The sequence below is a fragment of the Natrinema hispanicum genome (assembly GCF_900111485.1).
In the GTDB taxonomy this organism is placed as follows: Archaea; Halobacteriota; Halobacteria; order Halobacteriales; family Natrialbaceae; genus Natrinema; species Natrinema hispanicum_A.
On the sequence record NZ_FOIC01000004.1, the window covers coordinates 134,958 to 157,036 of the forward strand.

Sequence of the window (22,079 nt, forward strand, 5' to 3'; positions counted from 1 at the left end):
CTCATTGATAGACATGGACTGCCGTCCGTCGCCGGTGTCCGGAAGTCGGTGACTTTTCGAGCGCGGCCTGCAGAGTCTCGAGTATGATCGACGATCGGCCGGTGCTAGACGACCACCTCCACCTCGATCCGGACAACCACCGGGGCATCGACGCCGTCAAAGACTTCGCCCGCGTCGGCGGCACCCATCTGCTCGTGGTGAACAAACCCTCCTGGCACCTCGGCGTCGAAGCCGAGACCGGCGAGGACTTCCGGGCGGTCTTCGAGCGCACGATCGAGGTCGTCGAGGAAGCCTCGAGCGAACTCGCAGGACAGGCCTGGCCGGTGCTGGGCATCCATCCGGGGTTGATCTCGCGACTGGTCGATGACCGCGATTTTACGCCCGATGAAGCCCGCGAACTGATGCAGGCCGGAATCGACATCGCCGCGGAGTACGTCGACTCGGGTGATGCGCTGGCGCTGAAATCCGGTCGCCCCCACTACGAGGTCGACGACGCCGTCTGGGACGCCTCAAACGCGGTTATGCGCCGGGCGTTCGACCATGCGGCCGATCTCGAGTGTGCCGTCCAACTGCATGCCGAGGCCAGCGAGGATATGACCGAGGTGGCCGACTGGGCCATCGAGGCTGGGATGCCGGCCCACAAGGTCGTCAAACACTACGCGAGCGGTCGACTCGCGGGACCGACTCCGAGCGTGATCTGCGACAAAGACGAACTCGAGCGCGCTGCCGAGCGCGGCGAGCCGTTCCTCATGGAGACCGACTACATCGACGACCCCGACCGACCGGGGGCGGTGCTCGGCCCCAAGACGGTCCCCCGGCGGGTTCGGTGGCTGCTCGAGAACGGCTACGACGAGGCGGTTCGCAACGCCCACGTCGAGACGCCGAAGCGAGTGTACGGAATCGACACGGAAGCGACACTCGAGCGCGAGGCGTAACCGGGTGTGACGGGGTCGCTCCCGGCGCGCTCGAGGACGCTCGTTCGGGCGGTGGTGGACGCACACCAGCGACCACCCATAGCTAAACAGCAAAATGGCCTTCTGAGACGCTGTTGCGGTCGTTTATCGAACTCTGATAGTCGATCCGTTCGGCTAATGTAGAGAAAGGCATTTCAAGCGGCCGGTGTAGGTGTCTGTATGAGCAATCCCCCGACCGAGTTCTACTCGGAGGAACGCTGGCAGAACTGGATCGATCGCATCAAAGACGAAGATATCGATCCGGAAGACGAAGACTCGGCCCGACTCCTGTTGAACCTGCAAGACGACACGGCGATCGCGATCGCAAAGATCGTCGCCGCCTACGACGACGGGGAACTCGATGCGGAGGAAACGCTCGCGGAGATCGAAGACGTCCGCGAGATCGTCCTCAGCGAAGTCGGCATCGACGACGAGGAGAAACTGATCCTCGTCGACGGTGTCCAGACGAGTCTGGTCTGTGTCTTCTTTGCGGCCGAGGAGTACGTCGCCAACGGCCCGGCCGAAGACGGCACTGTCAGCGACTATCTCAGCGCCGCCGCCGACGCCGAAGCCGAGGAAGACCTCGATGCCGCACTCGGCTATGCAGCCCAGGCTGGCACGCTCATCATCGATGGCGAGGAGCTCGATATGACCGTCGCCGAGGGCCTCGAGTACGGCCTGGTCACGGAGTGGATCAACGGCCTCGACAGCCTCCAGAGCGCGATGAGCGATCCGGAAGTCGTCGAAGAAGACGAGTAACCGCGATCGCGGCGTGTGCTGATTTTCATCGATCGATCGTCACGGTAGTAACAACTGAACCGATTGACACACCGATCACACAGTCCGCGATCTCGGTCGCGGTGCGCTCCGAACCGCTCCCGTCGTGCGACCGGGTGTGCAGTGACGTTCAGTGGCTACTAGAGCCGTTGAACGCAGGAATGACGGGCCGTTCAGTCGCCGTCTTCCGCTCGAGCCGTATCGCGAGCGGGCACGATATGGAGCACGTCGATCGTGATCGGTGCCACGAGAATATCGTCGATCGTCGAAACAGGGAACGACAATACCTTGTACTATCACCTGTATTGGACAGGTATGACAGCAGTCGGCATCGACGCCGTCGAGATCTGGACCGGGAACCTCAAACTCGATCTGCCGGGGACGTTCGCCGCGGAGAAGGGCGAAGACCCGGAAAAATACACGAAGGGACTTGGCCTCAACGCCAGTTCGTTCCCCGACAGCTACGAAGACATCGTCACGATGGGGGCAAACGCCGCCCACCGGCTGATGGAGCGCAAAGGCCTCGAGCCCGACGATATCGGCCGAATCGACGTCGCGACCGAGAGTGCCTTCGACAACTCGAAACCGGTTTCGACGTACGTCGCTGGCTGTCTCGAGCAGGTCTACGACGGCGACTTCCACCATGCGAACAAAGGCGAGCGGAAGTTCGCCTGTATCGCGGGGACCCAGAGTCTGGACGACGCCTGCAACTGGATCCGCGCGGGCCGCAACCGCGGTCGCTCGGCGCTGGTTATCGCGACCGACACTGCTCTCTACGCCCGAGGCGATGCTGGCGAGGCGACCCAAGGTGCCGGTGCCGTCGCGATGCTCATCAGCGAGGACCCCAACCTCGTCGAACTCTCGACCGAGCAGGGGTATGGCTCGGCCGACGAGACCGACTTCCTCAAACCTAACCAGCAGTTCCCGTCGGTCGACGGTAAACGCTCCGTGCAGGTCTACCTCGCACGGATGCGCGAGGCACTCGAGGACTTCGAGAGCGTCGCCGGCGAGGTCCACGAAGACGACTTCGTCTACGCGCCGTTCCACACGCCGTTCCCGGGGATGGTCCGAAAGGCCGCCCTGCTGGCGTTCCGCCACGTCATTCGCGATACACCGACCGAAGACGAACTCGCCGAGGAGATCGGTCGCCAGCCACGTCCCGAAGCGTTCGACTCCGACGAGGAGTATCGCGACGCCCTCCGGGAGTACATGGACGCGCTCAAGGACACCGACCGCTACGCCGAGTGGTACGACGCGACGATCGACCCGACGCTGACGATCTCCCGCAACGTGGGCAACTGGTATACCGGCTCCGTTCACGTCGCCCGCGCGAGCGCGCTCAAACACGCACTCGAGGCAGGCCGCGACATGACGGGTGAGAAACTGCTCGTGGGCTCCTACGGCAGCGGCGCACAGGCGGAGATTCACGCCGAGACGATTCAGGACGGCTGGGAAGCCGAAATCGAGGCCTTGAACGTCGACGAACAGCTCGCCGACCGCTACGAGATGACGTGGGAAGACTACGAGGAGATCCACGACGTCCACAACCACGAGATGGACGTCGACGTCGAGGAGTTCACAACGCCGAGCGAGGAGTTCGTCTTCGACGGCTGGGGCCGCATGGGCGAGCGAAAGTACCGGTACGTCGAATAGCCGCGTTTTTTGATCGGAGTTTCGCGAGCATTGGCAGAGTCAGCGGCGACGTTCTCACTGTGTTCAGTATACGGGATAGCTCGCTAGACGGGGCCACCGTGTTCAGTAGCTCTCGCGGAGATAGACGTGTAATTTGTTGTATGTTTTCGGGACCTACTAAGGTGCTAAGGAAACTATTTCCGCTGAAATAGACACCTCGTAACGATTCACCTGCTGAACGTCCCGACCGACCGCCGCGACGATCGTTCGTATCAACGGACTAATTTATAGGCATGTGGTATACTCACCTATGACAGACAGACTCGGCCCGCCGGAATGGGTCGTCGAACAGCCGGGACTGACCGTGCTTGCACTAGTGAGCAGTCTCCTCGCGCTGTTCGTGCTTCTGCCGTATCTGCAGTACGTCCTCTTCGGTGTCGTTCTTGCCTATATCATGCTGCCCGTCCAGCACCGCCTCGAGCAATACGTCCGCCCGACAGTCGCAGCGATAGCAGTGGTGGTGGCGACGTTGCTCGTCGTGTTACTCCCGCTCGTCTACGTCATATTGCTCGCGATTCGACAGTCGCTTCGACTCGTCCGTGCGATCAGACAAGGGCAACTCGACGTCGAGACTGTCGAACAGGTGCTCGAGACGAACGGGTACGCGGTCGATCTCGTCGCCCTGTATGAAGCAAATCAAAACCGGATCGCAGCCGGCCTGCAGGGGGTCACAACGGGGGCGATCGACATCGTCGGCGGCCTGCCAAGTATTTTCATTGGACTGACAATCACGCTGTTCGTCCTCTTTGCGCTATTGCGGGATGGGCGGCAACTCGTCGCGTGGTTCCAGTGGGTACTGCCGATCGACGACGACGTGCTGGCAGAACTGCAGACGGGGCTGGATCGGCTCATGTGGGCTTCCGTCGTCGGAAACGTCGCTGTCGCGGCTATCCAGGCGGTGATGCTCGGTGCCGGACTGGCGATCGCCGGCGTCCCCGCAGTTATCTTTCTCACCGTCGCGACGTTCATCCTGACGCTACTGCCGCTGGTCGGCGCGTTCGGTGTCTGGATTCCGGTTGCAGCCTATCTCGTCGCGGTCGGACAGCTCACCGCTGGCGCGGCAGTTACCGTTTATGGGCTCGTCGTCAGCCTCTCGGACTCGTATCTCCGACCCGCACTGATCGGTCGGACCAGCGCCTTCAATTCCGCGATCGTCGTCGTCGGCATCTTTGGCGGCCTCGTCGTTTTCGGAGCCGTCGGCCTCTTTATCGGTCCCGTCGTCCTCGGCGGCGCGAAACTCGTCCTCGATTCGTTCGCTCGTGTCCACACCGGTGAGCCGATCGCTGAGGATGATATCGAGCCGACAGAGACGAGTGATGCGACGGACGTAGACACCGAGTCGGACGGATAACCGATCGGCGCACCGATAAAGCGGAGTCCACATGGACGGACACACCGAGAGACCGCCCTGCTGCATCTCAGAACCGATTGATCGGCACCTACCGTGTTAGCTGTCTGTCCTGCCTGAAGACCAGCATCGTTGCCTCGCGTCGTTTATAATCCCCTATCCGCTAGAGGCCAATATCGTGTCTCGGACCGAACGGCTCGATCAATGCGGGGGATCGAACGGCGTGATCGGTCGAGACCACCCCTAGTCATGCACGGGTCACACACCACGGGGAGTCCGTACGCTCCCCATACGGCGGAGGACCGCACGGCGATGCTCGAGGCGGTCGACGCGGAGACGGTCGAGGAACTCTTCGACATTCCGGCTGCCGTCAGGTTCGACGGGCAGTTCGATATCGACGCACGAACGGAGCGGGAGACGCGACGACTGGTGCGCTCGGTGCTTGGTCAAAATGACGACCGCACCGAGTTGCTCGGACGCGGCCACTACGGCTACTACATCCCGTCGCTGGTCGACCACCTCGCGGACCGCTCGGAGTTTCTGACCTCATATACGCAGTATCAGCCCGAGATCTCGCAGGGGTTCCTGCAGGCCTTATTCGAGTACCAGTCGCTACTGGTCGAGTTAACCGGCCTCGAGATCGCGAACTGCTCGATCTACGACGCCGCGACCGCACTCGGCGAGGCCGCAACACTGGCCGACCGCGTGCGAAACACCTCGGGCCATCGGGTGCTGGTGCCCGAACGCATGCGCGAGGAACGGAAAAGTACACTCGAGAACTACGTCGCCGGTACTGACCTCGTCGTCGAGACGTACCCGGTCGACGACGGGAACGTCGACCTCGCGGGACTCGAGGCGGCCGTCGACGAGGACGTCGTCATGGTTTACGCCGAGAATCCAACGGTGCGCGGGACGATCGAAGAACAACTGGGAGCGATCGGTGACCTCGCAGCGGACGTCGGCGCATTCTTCGCGCTTGGCTCGGATCCGATCGCGCTGTCGCTGCTCGAGCGCCCCGCCGACGTCGGTGCGGACGTCGTCGTCGGTGACGCGAGCGTCCTCGGCCTCCCGACGAGCTACGGGATGGGACTCGGGCTGTTTGCCACCAAGGAGGACTACCTCCGGCAGGTTCCCGGCCGACTGGTCGGCGTCAGCGAGGACGCAACCGACCGCCGGGCGTTTACGCTCACGCTCCAGACGCGCGAACAGCACATCCGCCGGGAGCGTGCGACGAGTAACATCTGTACGAATCAGGCCTGGGTCGCGCTGCGAACGGCGATCCACGCTGCCGTCCTCGGGCCAAGCGGGATGGTCAACCTCGCAAAGCGCGCTGTCACGCGCGCAGAGGCCCTCGCGGAGCGCGTCGACGATATCGTCGGCGTGCAAGCGCCGGTCCACGACCGCCGGCATTTCCGAGAGTTCGTCGCCCACGTCGACCAGCCTGCAAGCGCCGTTGCCGAAGACCTCGAGCGGCTCGGCTTTGCGGTCCACGTCGTTGGCGACCACGAGATTCAGCTCTGCGTGGCCGGCGTTCCCGACGAAGAACTCGATCGGTTCGTCGAGGCGCTCGAGGAGGTGGCACGATGAGCGACGACGGATCCGACGGCCGCGACACCACACCCGAACAGTCGCGCTACGATCAGGCCCGGTACGTCGAAAACGGCGAGTACGAACCGCTGCTCTCGGAGAAGGACCTGACTCGGATCACAATCGGTAGCGAAGACGACGGCAACGGCGACGATGGAGAGGCGACCGACTCACCGCTGCCCGACGATCTGACGCGGGATGCCCTCGAGTTACCCGAACTCTCCGAACCCGAACTGGCGCGCCACTACACGCGCCTCTCCCAGATGATCTACGGGATCGACAGCGGTCCCTACCCGCTGGGGTCGTGTACGATGAAGTACAACCCGAAGTTCACCGAGGACGTGGCCGCGCTGCCGTCGGCGGCGGTCCACCCCGACCGATCTGAAGCGTCCGTCCAGGGCACGCTCGAGCTGCTCTACCGGCTGCAGGACTATCTTGGCCGGATCGGTGGGATGGACGCGGTGACGCTCCAGCCGCCCGCGGGCGCAGCCGGCGAGTTCGTCGGCATCCGCGTCGCTGCGGCCTACCACGAACACAACGGCGAGGGCCACCGCGACGAAGTTATCGTCCCCGAAAGCGCCCACGGCACCAACTTCGCGAGCGCCGCACTCGGCGGCTACAACGTGGTTTCCCTGCCCAGCGACGACGAGGGCCGAGTCGACCTCGAGGCGCTCGAGGCTGCCCTTTCGGAAAATACGGCCGCACTCATGCTGACCAATCCAAACACGCTCGGGCTTTTCGAGCGCGATATTGCGGAGATCGCCGACATGGTCCACGATGTCGGCGGGCTGCTCTACTACGACGGGGCGAATCTCAACGCCTTGCTCGGCCGTGCTCGCCCGGGCGACATGGGCTTCGACGTGATGCACTACAACGTCCACAAGACGTTCGCGACGCCCCACGGCGGCGGCGGGCCGGGTGCAGGCCCGGTCGGCGTCGTCGAGAAGCTGGCACCGTTCCTGCCCGCGCCTCGCGTCCGCGAGCGCTCCGAGCCGTCACAGTCGGGGGAGCCGGTCTACGAACGCTTCGATCCCGAACACACCATCGGCAAGGTCCACGGGTTCGACGGCAACTGGCTGGTCCTCATCAAGACCTTCGCCTATATCGCCCGCCTCGGCGATGATGGGCTTGCAGATGCGAGCGCCTCTGCAGTGCTCAACGCGAACTACCTCGCCGAACAGCTCGACTACGACATCCCCTACGGGCCGTTCCACCACGAGTTCGTCGCCAGCGCCGGCGAACAGGACGCCGCCGACGTAGCGAAACGGATGCTCGACTACGGCGTCCACCCGCCGACGACCAAGTGGCCCGAAATCGTCCCCGAGGCCCTGATGACCGAACCGACGGAAGTCGAGAGCAAGGACACCTTAGATCGCCTCGCCGCCGCGTTCAACGCCGTCGCCGACGAGGACAACGACACGCTCGAGGCCGCGCCGGAACGGACCACCGCCCGCCGGATCGACCAGACCAGCGCGGCGCGAAATCCGCGGCTGTCGTGGCAGGCGCTTAGTGACGATTCGTAGCCGCTAGACTGCGGGCGCAGCCCGAACGACAGTCTCGAGACCGAGAGCAAAAACGAAGTATCGGATTACGCGGTACTCGAGTCGACGGCAGTCCCGTTATCGCCGATGCGAACGAAGCCGTAGTCACAGTCCGGGCAGTGCCATTTGACCTTCTCGCCGAGGTGCAGCGTCGTGCTAGCGGCGCGGTAAAACGTCTTCTCCTCCCCGCAGTTGGGACACTCGTGTTCGAGTTCCAGAGCCATGGCCGGTGGTAGCCAGCGAAGCGAGTTTAACGTACTGGTTCCGGCGGGGTTCGCGCCGGTCGCTCGAGGAGCCGAACCGGCGGCAGTGCCGGTGACACGAAAGTTAAGTGGCCGCCATCCGTCGGTCAAGCCATGTCGATCTACACCGGTCGCGGCGACGAAGGGGAGACCGACCTCCGCGATATGACCCGCGTCTCGAAGGCCAGCGCCCGCATCGAAGCGTACGGCACCGTCGACGAACTCAACGCACTGATCGGGACGATCCGGCCGACCGATCACGACGATATCAACGAGAAGTTGGCGACGATTCAGAACCACCTCCACGTCGTGCAGGCGGACTTCGCAAACCCCAACCCTGACGAGGACGATCCCGTGATTCGGCCCGCCCACGTCGAGACCGTCGAGGAGTGGATCGATGCGTACGACGACGAACTCGAGCCGCTGACCTCGTTTATCCTGCCAACTGGCAGCGACCACGGCGCGGCGCTCCACCACGCTCGTACCGTCTGTCGACGCGCGGAGCGACGAGCAGTCTCGCTCGGCATGGAAGAACAGATCAACGAGGATGCGATCCAGTACCTCAATCGGCTCTCGGACGGACTGTTCACACTGGCGCGGGTCGTCAACGCACGCGACGGCGAACCAGAAGACGCACCGGACTACTAACGCCCGCCCACGGGTTTTCCAGTACCGGAACGAGCGGATCGCGGCGGATTTTAGGACGGACAGACGGTGAGCGCGTAGCCCGACGTCTCGCCATATGACTCCTTCGACGGGCTCGAATCACACCACTCGTTACCGTTGCCTACCAATTCTGTTGTCCACGGAAAGACCGCATTCTCACTCGACCCCATACGACAACACACCACACGAACAAACCCTTCCATGACAGCCGATACTATCTGCGGCGAGCCGCCACTCATTCCTGACTCGGCGTGGCTGCATATCGAGCACGGCTCACAGACTGGGTTCGCACTCAGCTCGGCCAGGTGCCTGGTCGCAACCCCACCCGCGTCGGCCGCGTGTGCGCACTCGAGCACCGCACCGAAACGCGCGCCCGGAAGACAGTCAGGAGCGCACGCGACCGTATGAAGGGATGCCGCTCGAGCGTGTGCGCCGACGATCGATGAAAGGAAGTCTTAAGTCGAACGGACGGGAACGGTTTCGTGCGGGTTGGTGATCTAGTCCGGTTATGATACCTCCTTCACACGGAGGAAGTCGGCAGTTCAAATCTGCCCCAACCCACTACTTTTGCTGCGAGCACTACGCGAGCAGCAAATTCGTCACGTTGGGTAGTTTGAACTAGACGAGTCGCGCGCAGCGTAGTCGTTCGAAAGACGCTTCGCGTCTTTCGTGATGACGAGAGAGCTTCGCTCTCTCGAACCACGAGCACGTCTCGGCGTGGTTCAAATCTGCCCCAACCCCTTGTTCAGTTTCTGCAGTCAACGGACGGGAGTCCGTATCACAGCCGATACCGTCCTGAGTCCATCAATTGAGAGCCATCAGAGACCGCTCGAGCCACACGAACCCAACCGAACAGATAACAGCTCGAACCGAGGTGTTCGGTTAGTCCTCCGTAGCTCTTTCAGAACCCTCACGTGTTGCATCCTGCGGTGAGTCGGCGTGATCGGTTCGGTCGTCGTCGTCCGGTATCTGCCGGGGCAGGAACGTGGATGCGACGAGCAGGAGCAACACGAAAAGTACCAAGAGGAGCAGCCCTGCCCGTTGCGCGTCGAACATCGCAGCCTCAAAGATCCCCTCAAGCAACTGGCGTTGGGTCGGCGTGAGTTGATTCAGGAACTGTTGTTGGGTGGCGTCGGTCGCTGTCTCGACGGCATCCTCGAGCGCGATCACCAGCTCATTTCGTCGGTCCGTTGAAACGGTCACGTGTTCTGCTCGGAGAACGCCATCGACGACACTCCCATAGAACTGGCCGAGAAAATACGAGCCAACGACTGCTGTCCCCAAGGAGTAGCCGATCGAAGTGCTCACGTTTAGGACGCCGGATGCCTCGGCGGAGTCTGCGGTCGGGACAGCCGACATTGTCATATTGGATATCTGTGCGAGGACGAGCCCGACACCGGCTCCATACAGCGCCATTGGGATCGCCATGCTGCTGATAGTTTGTTCGGGGCCTGTCTGCTCGTACAATAGCACCAGTCCAACGCCCAGACACACGATCCCGGCCTGGATCAGCGTCTTTGGTGAGATGTATTGCCGCCAGTTGGGTGTAAACGTCGCAAAAAGAATCGACGCGAGAGAATACGGTAACAACGCGACCCCAGTCTCAAAGGCGGTGTATCCCAGTACGGCCTGGAGATAGACTGGGAAGATAAAAAAGAAGCCAGCCGAGATTATTGCTCGAATATTGTATGTGATAACACCGGATACAAAGGGGCGGTTCGTCAGGACGTGCAGCGGAACGAGCGGTGACGTCCCAGCACGTTGCAGCCGGCGCTCGTATTGAATGAACGCAGCAAACGCAAGGAACCCGAGCCCGAGAAACCAGATCGCCGGCGATGTCCCGAACGGGTTGAACTGCACGCCGCCGATGGCGAACGGCCGCCGTTCGAGGAGCCACCCATACTTCCCACTGAGAAGGAATCCAATGACGAGCGACGTCGAACCGACGATGGACAGCACTGTCCCACCTTTATCTAACGAACTGCGTGTTTCCGACAGTGGGTTCGAACTCATATACTGAACGAAGAAGAGAATAACCGCCACACCGAGGAGTTGGATCGCAAATCCCCACCGCCAACTTGCGTACGTGGTGAGTGCGCCACCGATAATCGGTCCAAGCGTTCCTCCAACCCCGCTTACACCAGCCAACAGCCCGAACGCCGTCGCCCGATCATTGCCGTCGTAACTGACTCTCAATTCAGTGTATGTCAGGGGATATAACACAGCGGCAGCGGCCCCCTCGATGAATGCCCAGCCGAGATAGAGAATCGTTGTATTCCAGCTAATCGCCGCCACCAGCGTCCCACCGGCGTAGACGATCAGTGCGACTGCCATGATACGTCTCCGACTATGTCGAGATGGCAGCGTCCCGGCCGGGAGAATCAGCGCAGCGATCACCAGCGAGTAGAGGGCAACCGCCCCCTGAATCACGGTGACCGAGGTATCAAACTCGTCCACCATCGTGGGGATCGCCACGTTCATCAGGGAGGCATTGATGACGATGAGGAACGTCGTCAGACTCACGGCGATTGCTGGGGCCCAGTATTTCACTCTCGCTTTGAAGTCCGTAGAGAAACGAGAACTCCCGTTGGAAGGAGACCCATCTGGGGGCATACAGTAGTCTCACACTTTTCAGCCCCAAATAGCGTGGACCTGGGTAGCTACCGAGCGTCAAAGATCATGTCTGGTCCTTCGCCCGTTACCGCCGCTCGAGAAACCCAGTCACCACAGCCGCTTCTGCCTTTCGCAGCAGTTCCCCGGCCGTACTCGAGGAACACTCGAGAACCGCCGCGACATCCGCGACGGTACCGTTCCGCGGAACCTCGTAGTAGCCGACCGAGACAGCGGCCTCGAGGGCGGCTCGCTGGCGATCGGTCAGCGCCGACGGCGTGGATCGGCGTTCGAACGCGTGGACCTGCTCGACGGTGACCACGCCGAGGTCGGAGAGATCCTCGTAGAACGTGCTGAGCGCCGCCGATTCGCCGGCCGCCTCGAACTGTACTTCGCCAGTCTCGAGAAAGACGACGGGCGGGAGGAAAATCACCGCTGCATCCGCGATTGTCTCGAGAATGGCCGGCGAAAACTCGTAGTCGGCCTGCTGGAGAAACACGCAGGTGCCATCGGAGACGTCGACAGCGGTACTCACGAGCAGCGAGTCGAGCCCCGTGACGAGCTGTTCGGTTGCCTCTCGATTGCCGTCACACCAAAACAGGGTTGTTGCGTCGTCCGTCGGACTCCACATCAGTAACTCGGCTCGCGATATCTGCGTCTCCATGAGCCGCTGTTGAAGTGGGTGCACGAACCGATCCGGGTACGTGACCGAGAACTGAACGCGTTTCATCGCGCCGGTACCCGAGTTTCGCTCGAGCGACATATCAATCACGGTGATTTCCAACCCTGGGTGCAGGCCGGTCGACGAGAACGAGTTGGGATCTCGATCACGTCATCGGTGTGCGGGTAACACCTCGGGAACGGCTCGAAGGAGCGTCTGCAGGTGATCAGCATCGTCGAGAACCCGTAACTGCGCGGTCGGGAGTTGTGCCGCAAGGCGGCGAACGCCGTCGATCGGGACGTTCGTGTCGTTCTCGCCGTGCCAGAAGCATACGTCGGGCTCGAGGTCATCCAAATTAACCCCCCAGTCGGACGCCGTATTGCGGACGTCGGTGACGGCCCCGCTTCGGTGCCGGGCGAACGCGGTGACGAAATCCGCCTGCACGATCGCCGCAGTGTCGTCCGGTACCGACGCTGTGCCCCCAGCTGCCGTGTACTGGGAGACGACGAGCGACGGATCGAGCCGAGCGGCGAGCCACGCCTGGCCCCGGAAGAGGCCACGAAGTAGGGTGGGCGTCCTCGTCGCCAAGCCTGCGAGTAGCCGCTGTGTCGCGGGTTGGGCCTCGCTGACGTCGGGTGGCACAGCTCCCGAAACGATATCGACGCGGGTGACACGAGCCGGTCGTGTCACAGCAGTCGCGAGTGCGTGTGGTCCACCGCCTGAAAAGGCGACGAGACCCGCGCGCTTGACGTTTGCGTCGTCGAGGACGGTGCTGACGACCGTGCCGGCGTCACGCAACGAGCGTGACGGCCACGGTGTCGAGCGGCCATAGCCGGGTCTCTCGAACGCAAGTAATCGAATCCCCTGTTTCTGTGCGACCGTCTCGAAGAGTGTTCCCAGTCGGCGGGAGCCGGGTGTTCCGTGGAGAAAGACGACCGGGACGCCATCCGAACAGCCGTATTCGGTATAGGCAACCTGGCGATCCTCGTCCAGCGACGTGGTCGTCAGCTGACGGCTGCCACGGGCTGGGTCCCGGTGAGACGGATCGGCGGCCAACTGTGACATCACTCGTCGATACTCACCGCTATCGTGTGTGAGTGCTGCCGGATCAATGCGGGTATTTATGTAAGGAAATCAAGCGCCCCTGCAGCGCCCAGTCGAGAGCGACCAACTCACGTCGCCCGATGAACCATATGTGTCGAACCCGTACCAGATAGTACAGATGGCAGCCGACTGGCGCGACGCGATCGAGACCCAGCGCGAACAGAAAAATCAGTACTTCGGCGAGCATCCACACTCACCGCTCTCGCCGGACGAACGCGAGTCGTTCGACGGCCTCGAGTACTATCCCATCGACGAGGAGTATCGGTTCGAACTCCCGCTTCAGGAGTACGACGACCCCGAGGGGATCACCGTCGGAACGAGCACGGATGGCGAACAGGAGTACCTCGAGTGGGGCGAGTTCCAGTTTACCGTCGACGGCGAGGACGTGACGCTGCAGGCCTACAAATCCGAACCCGACGACGACCGCCTGTGGGTGCCCTTCCGAGACGCGACCAGCGGCGACGAGACCTACGGGGCCGGCCGGTATCTCGATCTCGAAGTCGACAGCCACCGGACGAGCGACAGCGACTGGGTCCTCGATTTCAACGAGGCGTACAACCCGACGTGTGCCTACTCCGACCAATACGAGTGTCCGCTGCCGCCAATGGACAACTGGCTCGAGGTGCCGATCGAGGCCGGCGAGAAGGACTACGGGGATCACTGACCGGCTGTCGCGGCCGCGTTGCGGTCAGCCAGGTAGGAACAGATTGAGAAACGCGACGACGATCCCCGCAAGCCCCATCCGGACGCCGGCGACGACCCAGTTTTGCTTCGAGATCGAGCCGAGATACGCGCCGAACGTAAACAGGACGGTCACGCCGATTCCGACCGCGACCAGCGTCGCCTCGAGCAGCGAGAAAAAGACGTTGTGTGCAAGAAACGGTAACAGCGGCAGGATAATGCCGATCAGCGGGCCGATGCCGCTGGCGACCGCGTTGATCTTTCGAGCACCTGTTCGTCGTTGCTGGAGTTCCGTGTCCTCGAGATCGGTTAGCATGGCCTGTTCGATCCGCAGCAGCTCGGCCTGTTTCTCTGCGCGTTCGATCTCCCAAACGCTCCAGACACCGGAGGTACCCAGCCCGACGGCCGCGCCGAGCCCGATCGTCACGACGGTCAATCCGTCGTCGATCCCCGACAGGTACGCGCCGACGACGACCCCGATGGCCGTCAGCGTGCCGTCGAACCCGTTGGAAATGAAGTACCGTCGCGAGATCGACCTGACGTCCTCGTCCTCGAGTAGCGTGCGAATAGCAGTCACGGCTCGAAACTATCAGGGGTCCTGTGGCGTTTCGTGGTCGTCGACCATGCGTGTCCCACAGACGACGGCGTCGATCGAGTGGACGGTGCCGCCGAGGTCGGCGATAGCGTCCTCGACAGCGACTGCATCGATGTCTTCACCCTCGAGCGTCACCTTCAAATTCTGGACGACGCGATCGGTCTCGATCAGCGCGACGTTGACGCCGGCGATTCCGTCACTGTCAGCGACGAACTGGGCGAACTCGAGAATGTCGGGTTCGTGTGGCTTCATCACATCGAGAACGAGCCGTCGTATCGGGGCTGCCATGCTGTATCAGTCTCGCTCGATGACCTTAGTGACGAGGGCCGATGGAGCCGGACGGACTGTCCCAACGACGGAAAAATTCTGTGACAGGTCGCCTCGAGAGAGCTACTAGTCGGAGAGAACTGGTGTTTACGGATGGCAGCGTCGTATCTTATAGTGGGTGAGAGACAATGGCAGACACTGTAGCGGACCATTCGACTGGTATCGATTCCGATCACGACTGGCGAGTCCCTGCCGGCGGTGGGGTCTTGCTGGCCGTCCTTGGCGTGCTCGCGATCCTGTTCCCGTTCGTCACCGGCGTATCGGTGTCGTTGCTCCTCGGTGCATTGCTCGTGATCGGCGGCTTCGCCCACGTTGCCCACGCGTTCTCGGTGCCCGGCTGGACTGCCAGTTTGGTCCAGTTGATCCTCGCGGTGATTTACGTCATCGCAGGGATCAGCCTGCTGGCGAACCCAGTACTCGGACTGACGACGCTGACGCTGCTCGTGATCGCGTACCTGTTCGTCGCGGGGATCTTCGAGATCGTCGCCGGGCTGAGCATGCCACGTGAAGCCAACGGGCTGTGGATCGCCGTCAGCGGCGTGATCGGACTCTTGCTGGCCGGCTTGCTCTGGGCCGGCTGGCCGTCGACTGCACTGTGGGCGATCGGGGTGTTGCTTGGCGTCAACCTGGTCGTCAGTGGCGTCGCATTGCTGTCTGTCGGCTCGGCCGAGCGGCGCGTCATCAGTGACGAATCGGCCACTGCAGCGTGAATCGATCGCCGACCGTTTTTCAGGGGCCGCCTGACCCGTCCAGATCGACCGGCGCGAACGGCCGCTCCGCACGAGGCGCACTGATCGTCATCGCACTCGTCGAGGTCCCGGTCGTCGGCGGAATCGGTTCGGACTCCTGCCCGATGACGAATCCGACCCGAACGGCAACGTTCTGACCGGTCGTTTCCTCGAGACGCCCATCGAGGCGGTCCGCGATATCCGGTGGAACAGCTGCATCACTCGGCCGTCCGACGATGACCGAGACGGTCGGGTCGTCTCCGAGGATAATGTCTTGGGAGTCGTAGTCAACTTCGACGCTCTCGAGTTCGTATTCTGAGAACTCGGACTGGTCGAAGAACTGTTCCGTTTCGGCGGTCGCCTGGTGCTCGAACGTCGACGTCTGATAGGACCCGTACGTGACCAGTCCGAGCACGACCGACAGCCCGACGAGCGCGACGACGAGCACCGCGACGCGCTTGAGAACCGAGGCGCGCACAGCACCATGTTGGTCCGTCACTTCGGGCCGGTATCCACTGGACCAGAAGATCACCAGCGCAGAGAGGTTGATCGCCAGGAGATTGACCAACACCAGCACCGCGGCGCTCCCGGCCACCCCGGCGTATCCCCACGCGATGCCGAGTCCCGCCGTCGCCGCGGGTGGGATGAGCGCGACCGCGATCGCAACGCCCACGAGCGTCGACCCGGAACCACGCGAGACGCTGATCGCACCGGCGATTCCCGAGCCGAACGCGATAAACAGCGAGAGGAAACCAGGGCTCGTCCGCTCTGCGACCTGTGGAATCGTCCGGATGTCGGTTCCGGGTGGGACGATTACCGTTCCCTTGAGCAGCCACCCGAGCACGGCGGCGACGGCGATCGCAAGCAGAAGGCCGGTGATCTGTAGCGCGACGCCTCGAGTCGCCAGTTCGCGATCCGCCAGCACGCTGCCGGCGCTTGCGGTGATCGCCGGCCCCATCAGCGGCGCGACGACCATCGCACCGATGATCGTCGCTGAGGAGTCGAGCAACAACCCTCCCGTGGCGATGACGGTACTGAGCACGATGAACGAGAAATACGTCGCGAGTTCCGGTGCGAGACTCTCTGCGTTCGCCTTCAATTCATCGCGCGAGAGTCGATCCCCGGGATAGAGCGCCTCCAGCGCCTGTAGCCGCGTAGAGACAACAGTCTCGGTCGGCAACACGATGGTGTACGCGCTCTCACTGACGCCGGCGGCTCGCAGGTTGTCGAGGACTGGTTCGACGCCGGTCGGTGGCACTGGGAACTGCACCATCGCCTCGAACTCGCCTCGGCCCGTCTCCTCGAAGATAGCGTAGTCGAGTTCCTGTTCGTCCAATGCCGCTATGACCGAATCGCGGTTCCCCTCCGGAATCAACACCTGCACGAGCCGCATAGGGACGGTACGACGACCGCACCCATAAATCATAAACGCGATAACACAACCCTCGACCGAGAGCGAGCAAAGCGACGCGTAGAAGTCGTTTCGTGGCCGCTTTCAGTCCAAGAAACGCTTGCCCTTGTTTGCCAGACGCCGATCCGGACGCATCTCAACCGTCAAGTGTCCCAAACCCAGTGATGAACACTCACTGAGGCTGTTGCGATGCCTGCTCCAGACTATCGACGAGCCGTGACTGTAACATGGCGTTTATCGGAAGCAGGAGCCCCCAGGTGAGAACAGCCAGTGTCGGATCGACTGCCGCAACAGCGATCGAGAGGATAAACACCAGTGGTGAGGCGAGAAACCGAGCTTCCTGAACGAGCACGATCCGAGACGTGAGCCCCTCCTCCAAGAGATCCTGCCGTGACGCGTAGTTCCACAGGAGCGCAAGACTGAGTCCGGTCAGTGCCAACACCCCTGCGTAGACTGAGATCCCGAACTGATTCGGATAGGTGGTGAACAGACTCGTCCCGTACGGAACGAACGCGACCATCAGCAAAAACAAGAGATTGAGCCAGAGAAGGCCTCGATCGTGCTGTTCGATGTGGACGAAGACGTGACGATGAAGCATCCAGTAGAGCCCGATGATCAGAAAACTCAACACGTAGCCGACGAACTCGTCCCACTGCTCCATGACGAGCTCAGGAAGAATCGACAGCGAACTGCCCGCCGGGACGGTCGGGACCGTGATTTCGAGCACTAACAGCGTGATCGCGATCGCGATCACACCGTCGCTCAGCGCAATGAGTCGATCCGTTTCGTCGGCGTCTCGTCGAAAGAGCTGCTGCATATCGAACAGTACGGCGTCGACCGGCATAGCTACTGGATGTCACCGACTGCCCGGCATCTGACCGTCTCGAGACCGAGCCGCTCGAGTTCCTGATCGATACCCGAACGACGCGATCCGAATCACGACTCGCGTGTCACGGCGCTGTATTCCTGACATCGGCGGTCGTTCAGCCGTTCTAAACCGTGCTCAGTCCTGCATACGCCTGACGAGGACGGCAACCCCGAGATACCCCGGCAGACAGACGGCAAGGACGACAGCGATGAGACCCCAGTCAGCCACATCGAGTGGCACCGTCCCGAAATACTGGGAGAGCGGGGTATACAGCACCGAGAGGTGCAGCAGGATCGAGACCGCGACGGACGCCGTGAGCCAGTTGTTCGATAGCACCGGCGTCTCGCGCAACCATCGGATGACGTAGAGCCCGACGAGTTCGAGGAAGACAAAACCGGTGAACACGAGCGTCATCGTGCGAGGGGTGACGGCGGGAGCTCCCTCGAGGGTGTAGAACATGAGTGCGAGGAGGACGATTGTGGTCACGGCACCCATTCCGCCGATCATGACGAGCATCGCGCGACCGATGATCCCCTGCTCGCGGTCGCGTGGCGATCGGTCCATCACGTCTTCACTTTTCGGATCCGACCCGAGCGCCAGCGCCGGCAGCCCGTCGGTCACCAGGTTGATCCACAACAACTGCACGGCAGGCAGGATGAGATAGCCATACAGCGATGCGATGAAGACGAGCGCCACCTCACCGACGTTCGCACTGAGGAGGTAGGCGACGAACTTCCAGATGTTATCGAAGATCGTTCGCCCGCGCTCGATCGCACGCTCGATCGTTGCGTAGTTGTCGTCGAGCAAGACCATATCCGAGGCCTGTCTGGCCACGTCAGTCCCGCGGATCCCCATCGCGACGCCGATGTCGGCGTTTTTCAGCGCCGGTGCGTCGTTGACGCCGTCGCCAGTCATCGCCACGTTGTGACCGCGGTCTTGCAGCGCCTGCAGGATACGCACCTTGTGTTCTGGCGACGTACGCGCGAAGACGTCGACGGCCTCGACGCGCTCGCGCAACCCCTCGTCGTCCATCCGTTCGATCTCCCGTCCCGTGAGCACTTCAGCGCCGATCCCGAGTCCGCTGGCGATCGCACCGGCCGTCCGGACGTTATCGCCAGTCACCATCTTCACGTCGATGCCGGCGTGTTCCGTCGCTGCGATTGCGTCGGCGACTTCCTCTCGCGGTGGATCGATCATGCCAGCTAGTCCGACGAACGTCAGCCCGTCCGCGAGGTCGTCGGGACCGTCCGGCTCCTCATAGTAGGCCATCGCCAGCACACGCAGCGCGTCATCGCCGAACTCGCGAACCATCGTCTCGATCCGATCGCGACGTGCGTCGGTCAGCGCCACTGGCCCGTCGGCTGTCAGAATTCGGTCACAGTGGTCGACGACGACCTCCGGCGCACCTTTGACGTAGCCGATATCGTCGTGGACGGTCCCCATCCACTTTCGATCCGAGGAAAACGGCACCTCGCCAGTTCGGGGATACTCGTCCCGCAGGTCCTCGAGATCGAACCCGTGACGGTCGGCCGCCTCGAGCAAGGCCTGCTCGGTCGGATCACCGCTCTCGAGCGTCGCGTCGTTACAGAGTGCGCCAATTTGCAAGAGCAGGGCTTCACGGTCAGCGAGTTGCGTGTCCCCTGTCTTGCCGTCGAGATCGAGGTCGAGGGCCATGTCGTTGACCCAGAGTCTGCTGACGGTCATCTGGCCCTTCGTGAGCGTTCCGGTCTTGTCCGTACAGACGACGTCGACGGCACCCAGCGCCTCTACTGCCGGGAGTCGACGAACGAGTGCGTTCTCGTCGGACATCCGCCGGACGCCGAGTGCGAGCGCAAGCGTGACCACCGCCGGCAACCCCTCTGGAATGGCGGCGACAGCCAGCGAAACGGCCGTAAGCGCGGCCTGAATCGCAGCAGTCCCGCGCAGGAGCAACAGCGGGGCAACCAGTGCAGAAAGGACGAGTACACCGCCGCCGAGCATGCGACCCAGCTGATCGAGCTCGGTCTGTAACGGCGTCTGCGTCTCCTCAGTCATGGCGAGTTCACGGGCAATCGCACCGACCGCCGTCTCCATTCCGGTCTCGGTAATGACAGCCACACCCTTGCCGCGGGTGACGTTCGTTCCCTTATAGACCATACTCGTCCGCTCTGCGATCGGCGTCTCCGACTCGACCGGTGCGGTTGCCTTCGAGACCGGCACGCTCTCGCCAGTCAGTGCCGCCTCGTCGACCTGAAGGTCGGTCTCCTCGAGCAACCGACCGTCGGCGGGGACGACGTCGCCGCCACGTAAGACAACGATATCGCCGGGGACGATTTCCTGGGCATCGATCTCGACGACCTCGCCGTCTCGGCGGACGGTTGCCGTCGGCGCAGCCAGTTCACGTAGCGACTCGAGGCTTCGCTCGGCCCGGTAGTCCTGGACGAAGCCGAAGATCCCGTTTGCGATGACGATAATGCCGATCAGCACTGCGTCGACAGTGTGGTCCGCCCAGACCGAAAGCACGGCCGCAACGATCAGCACCCAGATCAGGACGCTGTCGAACTGAGCGATAAAAATGTCGACCGGTGTCCGCCCGCCGCCTTCGATGATATCGTTCGCACCGTACTCCTCCCGTCGCCGGCGCACCTCGTCGCTCGTCAGTCCGTTGGGGTTCGACTCGAGATCCTCGAGAACCCGTGACCACGGCTGCTCGTGTGGCGGATCGGCCATCGCCTCGGTCTTCCAGCGCAAACCCTATAGGCATACCCCGGGCAGCGACGCCGGAATACCGAGCTGCGGCCAAATGAGCGAAGCGAGTATGGGAAGACACCGGTAGAAGAGGGTGCTGTACTCACCCCGTATTATAATGTAACATAAAAACGCCGCATTACTCGCGACAACTACGATCGCACGAACCGCGAAGCGAGGATTCGGGAGCATGGACCGCTCGAGTCACCGGCTAAACAGCCGATTCACTCGATCGCAGGGGATGGATCACCACGGACGATTCGAGAGGTGATCGGACGAACTGGCGTCGATCGGCTCCGCTTAGTCGCCAGCGAGCGATTCCTGACTGGCGGCACAGTTGTTCGGGCCGAGCTCGAGTTCGAATGCTTCGTCGTCGTCAGCCTCCTGCTGGCCGAGGTTCGTCGGAATGATGTCCTCGTAGTTGGCCGGCCGTGGGGGCATATCCGAGAGGATGAGTTCGACGAAGTCGTCTTCGTCCATCGTGAGCGCATCCATCTCCTCCTCGAGCTGGCCGATCGGTGCCGTGTAGGTGCCGTCGGCGGCAGGTTCGGCAGCGTCGCTGAAGTGTGCGCCACCGATGAGCGTCTCGTCGGGCAGCGAAAGGACACGCTCCTGCAGGCTCTCGTAGAGTTGCGCAGCGGCTTCGGGTGCGCCGTCGTCACCTTCCTCGAGGTCGGGGCGGGCGACGCTTTCGATGAAGAGGCCGTCGCCGGTCGCCAGCAGCGAGTCGTCGACGAGGTACGAGGTCATGCCGGAGGTGTGCCCGGGCGTGGAGACCGTCTCGATGGTGGCGTCGCCGACCTCGAACTCGTCGCCGTCCTCTGCGAGAGTGACGTCGTCAGCGTAGGTGACGCCACGCTGGACCGAGGCCCCGGGGATGACACCCTCGACACCGACGGCGTCGAGTGCACGCACGCCGGAGATGTGGTCGGCGTGAATGTGCGTGTCGATCGCGTATTTCAGGTCGACGCCGAGTTCCTCAGCGTCGGTGAGGTAGCGATCCGTGAACGCACGTAGCGGGTCGATAACGGCTGCCTCGTCACCGTCGACGACGAGGTAGCCCAGACAGCCCGAGGAAGGACGCTGGTACTGGTAGAGTGTGCCCGCGCCATCGTAGTCGGACACTTCGACGCGCTCGTAAATCCGCGCCCAGCCGTTCATCCCGTCCTCGAGCTGGTTTGCGTCGTAGCCACGATCTTTGAGCGTGGCCGCGACGAACTCGCTCGAGCCACCCTTCGCACAGAGGACCGTCACGTCACGGTCGTCGGGAATCTGTGCAAGAACGTCCTCGTCGATCTCGTCCTCGAGGAACTCGAAGTAGGGGATGTTGATCGACTCGACGCTGTCGCCATCGATGTGCCACTCCTCGTACTCCGATTGGGCGCGCACGTCGAGGAGCGTTACGTCCTCGCCCGCATCGATGCTCGCTTTGAGTTCGCTGGGGGTGATCGATTCGACCTCGACGTCTGGGGTTGGAAAGTCCATGTCGTCCATTGTGTACACCAACGAGTACCGGCCCGTCCCACATAAAGCTTTGCATAGTTTTTCGACTATTGCACAA

At 62.4% G+C, this 22,079-nt stretch carries 19 protein-coding genes and 1 tRNA gene; 10 read left to right on the forward strand and 10 right to left on the reverse strand.

Annotated elements, in window-relative coordinates:
• Positions 1-83 precede the first annotated feature (83 nt).
• From BSG09_RS05590 to gcvPB, 6 genes are all read left to right on the forward strand, one after another.
• Positions 84-935 (forward strand): TatD family hydrolase, encoded by an 852-nt coding sequence (locus tag BSG09_RS05590; protein WP_092931011.1) that lies wholly within the window; start codon positions 84-86, stop codon positions 933-935.
• Positions 936-1,133: 198 nt separating this feature from the next.
• Complete coding sequence (locus tag BSG09_RS05595) at positions 1,134-1,712, forward strand: DUF2150 family protein (RefSeq protein ID WP_092931013.1); 579 nt, start codon at positions 1,134-1,136, stop codon at positions 1,710-1,712.
• A gap of 333 nt (positions 1,713-2,045) precedes the next feature.
• The gene (hmgB, locus tag BSG09_RS05600; RefSeq protein ID WP_092931015.1) at positions 2,046-3,383 is read left to right on the forward strand and encodes a hydroxymethylglutaryl-CoA synthase; all 1,338 of its coding nucleotides are present in this window, start codon (positions 2,046-2,048) and stop codon (positions 3,381-3,383) included.
• Positions 3,384-3,672: 289 nt separating this feature from the next.
• Positions 3,673-4,773: an AI-2E family transporter gene (locus BSG09_RS05605; RefSeq protein WP_092931017.1), complete on the forward strand. Its 1,101-nt coding sequence runs from the start codon at positions 3,673-3,675 to the stop codon at positions 4,771-4,773.
• Positions 4,774-5,019: 246 nt separating this feature from the next.
• Complete coding sequence (gene gcvPA, locus BSG09_RS05610) at positions 5,020-6,357, forward strand: aminomethyl-transferring glycine dehydrogenase subunit GcvPA (protein ID WP_092931019.1); 1,338 nt, start codon at positions 5,020-5,022, stop codon at positions 6,355-6,357.
• Positions 6,354-7,880 carry an aminomethyl-transferring glycine dehydrogenase subunit GcvPB gene (gene gcvPB / locus BSG09_RS05615; protein WP_092931021.1) on the forward strand — a complete coding sequence of 509 codons (1,527 nt, stop codon included), beginning with the start codon at positions 6,354-6,356 and terminating at the stop codon, positions 7,878-7,880. The genes gcvPA and gcvPB overlap by 4 nt, the downstream gene beginning before the upstream one ends.
• A 65-nt stretch (positions 7,881-7,945) precedes the next feature.
• Here the strand turns inward: gcvPB and BSG09_RS20675 are convergent, their stop codons facing one another.
• Entirely contained in the window at positions 7,946-8,122 is a 177-nt protein-coding gene (locus tag BSG09_RS20675; RefSeq protein ID WP_008012739.1) for a DUF7838 family putative zinc beta-ribbon protein, read from the reverse strand.
• Between the two features lie 132 nt (positions 8,123-8,254).
• Here BSG09_RS20675 and BSG09_RS05620 point away from each other — a divergent pair, with 132 nt between their 5' ends.
• Both BSG09_RS05620 and BSG09_RS05625 read left to right on the forward strand, forming a co-directional pair.
• Positions 8,255-8,788 carry a cob(I)yrinic acid a,c-diamide adenosyltransferase gene (locus BSG09_RS05620; RefSeq protein ID WP_092931023.1) on the forward strand — a complete coding sequence of 178 codons (534 nt, stop codon included), beginning with the start codon at positions 8,255-8,257 and terminating at the stop codon, positions 8,786-8,788.
• Between the two features lie 504 nt (positions 8,789-9,292).
• A tRNA-Val gene (locus tag BSG09_RS05625) sits at positions 9,293-9,367 on the forward strand.
• Positions 9,368-9,688: 321 nt separating this feature from the next.
• Here the strand turns inward: BSG09_RS05625 and BSG09_RS05630 are convergent.
• The 3 genes from BSG09_RS05630 to BSG09_RS05640 form a co-directional block, all read right to left on the reverse strand.
• A complete protein-coding gene (locus tag BSG09_RS05630; RefSeq protein ID WP_092931269.1) occupies positions 9,689-11,329 on the reverse strand; it encodes an MFS transporter in 1,641 nt (546 codons plus the stop codon).
• 175 nt (positions 11,330-11,504) lie between these two features.
• Positions 11,505-12,146 (reverse strand): helix-turn-helix domain-containing protein, encoded by a 642-nt coding sequence (locus BSG09_RS05635; RefSeq protein ID WP_092931271.1) that lies wholly within the window; start codon positions 12,144-12,146, stop codon positions 11,505-11,507.
• Positions 12,147-12,248: 102 nt separating this feature from the next.
• A complete protein-coding gene (locus BSG09_RS05640) occupies positions 12,249-13,142 on the reverse strand; it encodes an alpha/beta fold hydrolase (RefSeq protein ID WP_223174684.1) in 894 nt (297 codons plus the stop codon).
• Positions 13,143-13,299: 157 nt separating this feature from the next.
• Here BSG09_RS05640 and BSG09_RS05645 point away from each other — a divergent pair, with 157 nt between their 5' ends.
• Entirely contained in the window at positions 13,300-13,845 is a 546-nt protein-coding gene (locus BSG09_RS05645) for a DUF1684 domain-containing protein (protein ID WP_092931025.1), read from the forward strand.
• A gap of 24 nt (positions 13,846-13,869) precedes the next feature.
• Here the strand turns inward: BSG09_RS05645 and BSG09_RS05650 are convergent, their stop codons facing one another.
• Both BSG09_RS05650 and BSG09_RS05655 read right to left on the reverse strand, forming a co-directional pair.
• Positions 13,870-14,439, reverse strand: coding sequence for a VIT1/CCC1 transporter family protein (locus tag BSG09_RS05650; RefSeq protein WP_092931027.1), 570 nt, complete (start codon positions 14,437-14,439; stop codon positions 13,870-13,872).
• 12 nt (positions 14,440-14,451) lie between these two features.
• Positions 14,452-14,745 carry a DUF211 domain-containing protein gene (locus BSG09_RS05655; RefSeq protein ID WP_092931029.1) on the reverse strand — a complete coding sequence of 98 codons (294 nt, stop codon included), beginning with the start codon at positions 14,743-14,745 and terminating at the stop codon, positions 14,452-14,454.
• Positions 14,746-14,912: 167 nt separating this feature from the next.
• On the opposite strand from BSG09_RS05655, the gene BSG09_RS05660 reads away from it, so the two are divergent.
• Positions 14,913-15,494 carry an HdeD family acid-resistance protein gene (locus BSG09_RS05660; protein ID WP_092931031.1) on the forward strand — a complete coding sequence of 194 codons (582 nt, stop codon included), beginning with the start codon at positions 14,913-14,915 and terminating at the stop codon, positions 15,492-15,494.
• A 19-nt stretch (positions 15,495-15,513) separates the two neighbouring features.
• Here the strand turns inward: BSG09_RS05660 and BSG09_RS05665 are convergent, their stop codons facing one another.
• The 4 genes from BSG09_RS05665 to BSG09_RS05680 all read right to left on the reverse strand — a co-directional run bounded on the left by BSG09_RS05665 (position 15,514) and on the right by BSG09_RS05680 (position 22,012).
• Positions 15,514-16,905, reverse strand: a complete 1,392-nt coding sequence (locus BSG09_RS05665; protein WP_092931033.1) for a TIGR00341 family protein — start codon at positions 16,903-16,905, stop codon at positions 15,514-15,516.
• A 190-nt stretch (positions 16,906-17,095) separates the two neighbouring features.
• A complete protein-coding gene (locus BSG09_RS05670; RefSeq protein ID WP_092931275.1) occupies positions 17,096-17,740 on the reverse strand; it encodes a TMEM175 family protein in 645 nt (214 codons plus the stop codon).
• A gap of 186 nt (positions 17,741-17,926) precedes the next feature.
• Positions 17,927-20,500 carry a calcium-translocating P-type ATPase, PMCA-type gene (locus BSG09_RS05675; protein WP_092931035.1) on the reverse strand — a complete coding sequence of 858 codons (2,574 nt, stop codon included), beginning with the start codon at positions 20,498-20,500 and terminating at the stop codon, positions 17,927-17,929.
• Positions 20,501-20,818: 318 nt separating this feature from the next.
• Positions 20,819-22,012, reverse strand: a complete 1,194-nt coding sequence (locus tag BSG09_RS05680; protein ID WP_092931037.1) for an MBL fold metallo-hydrolase — start codon at positions 22,010-22,012, stop codon at positions 20,819-20,821.
• Positions 22,013-22,079: the final 67 nt, after the last annotated feature.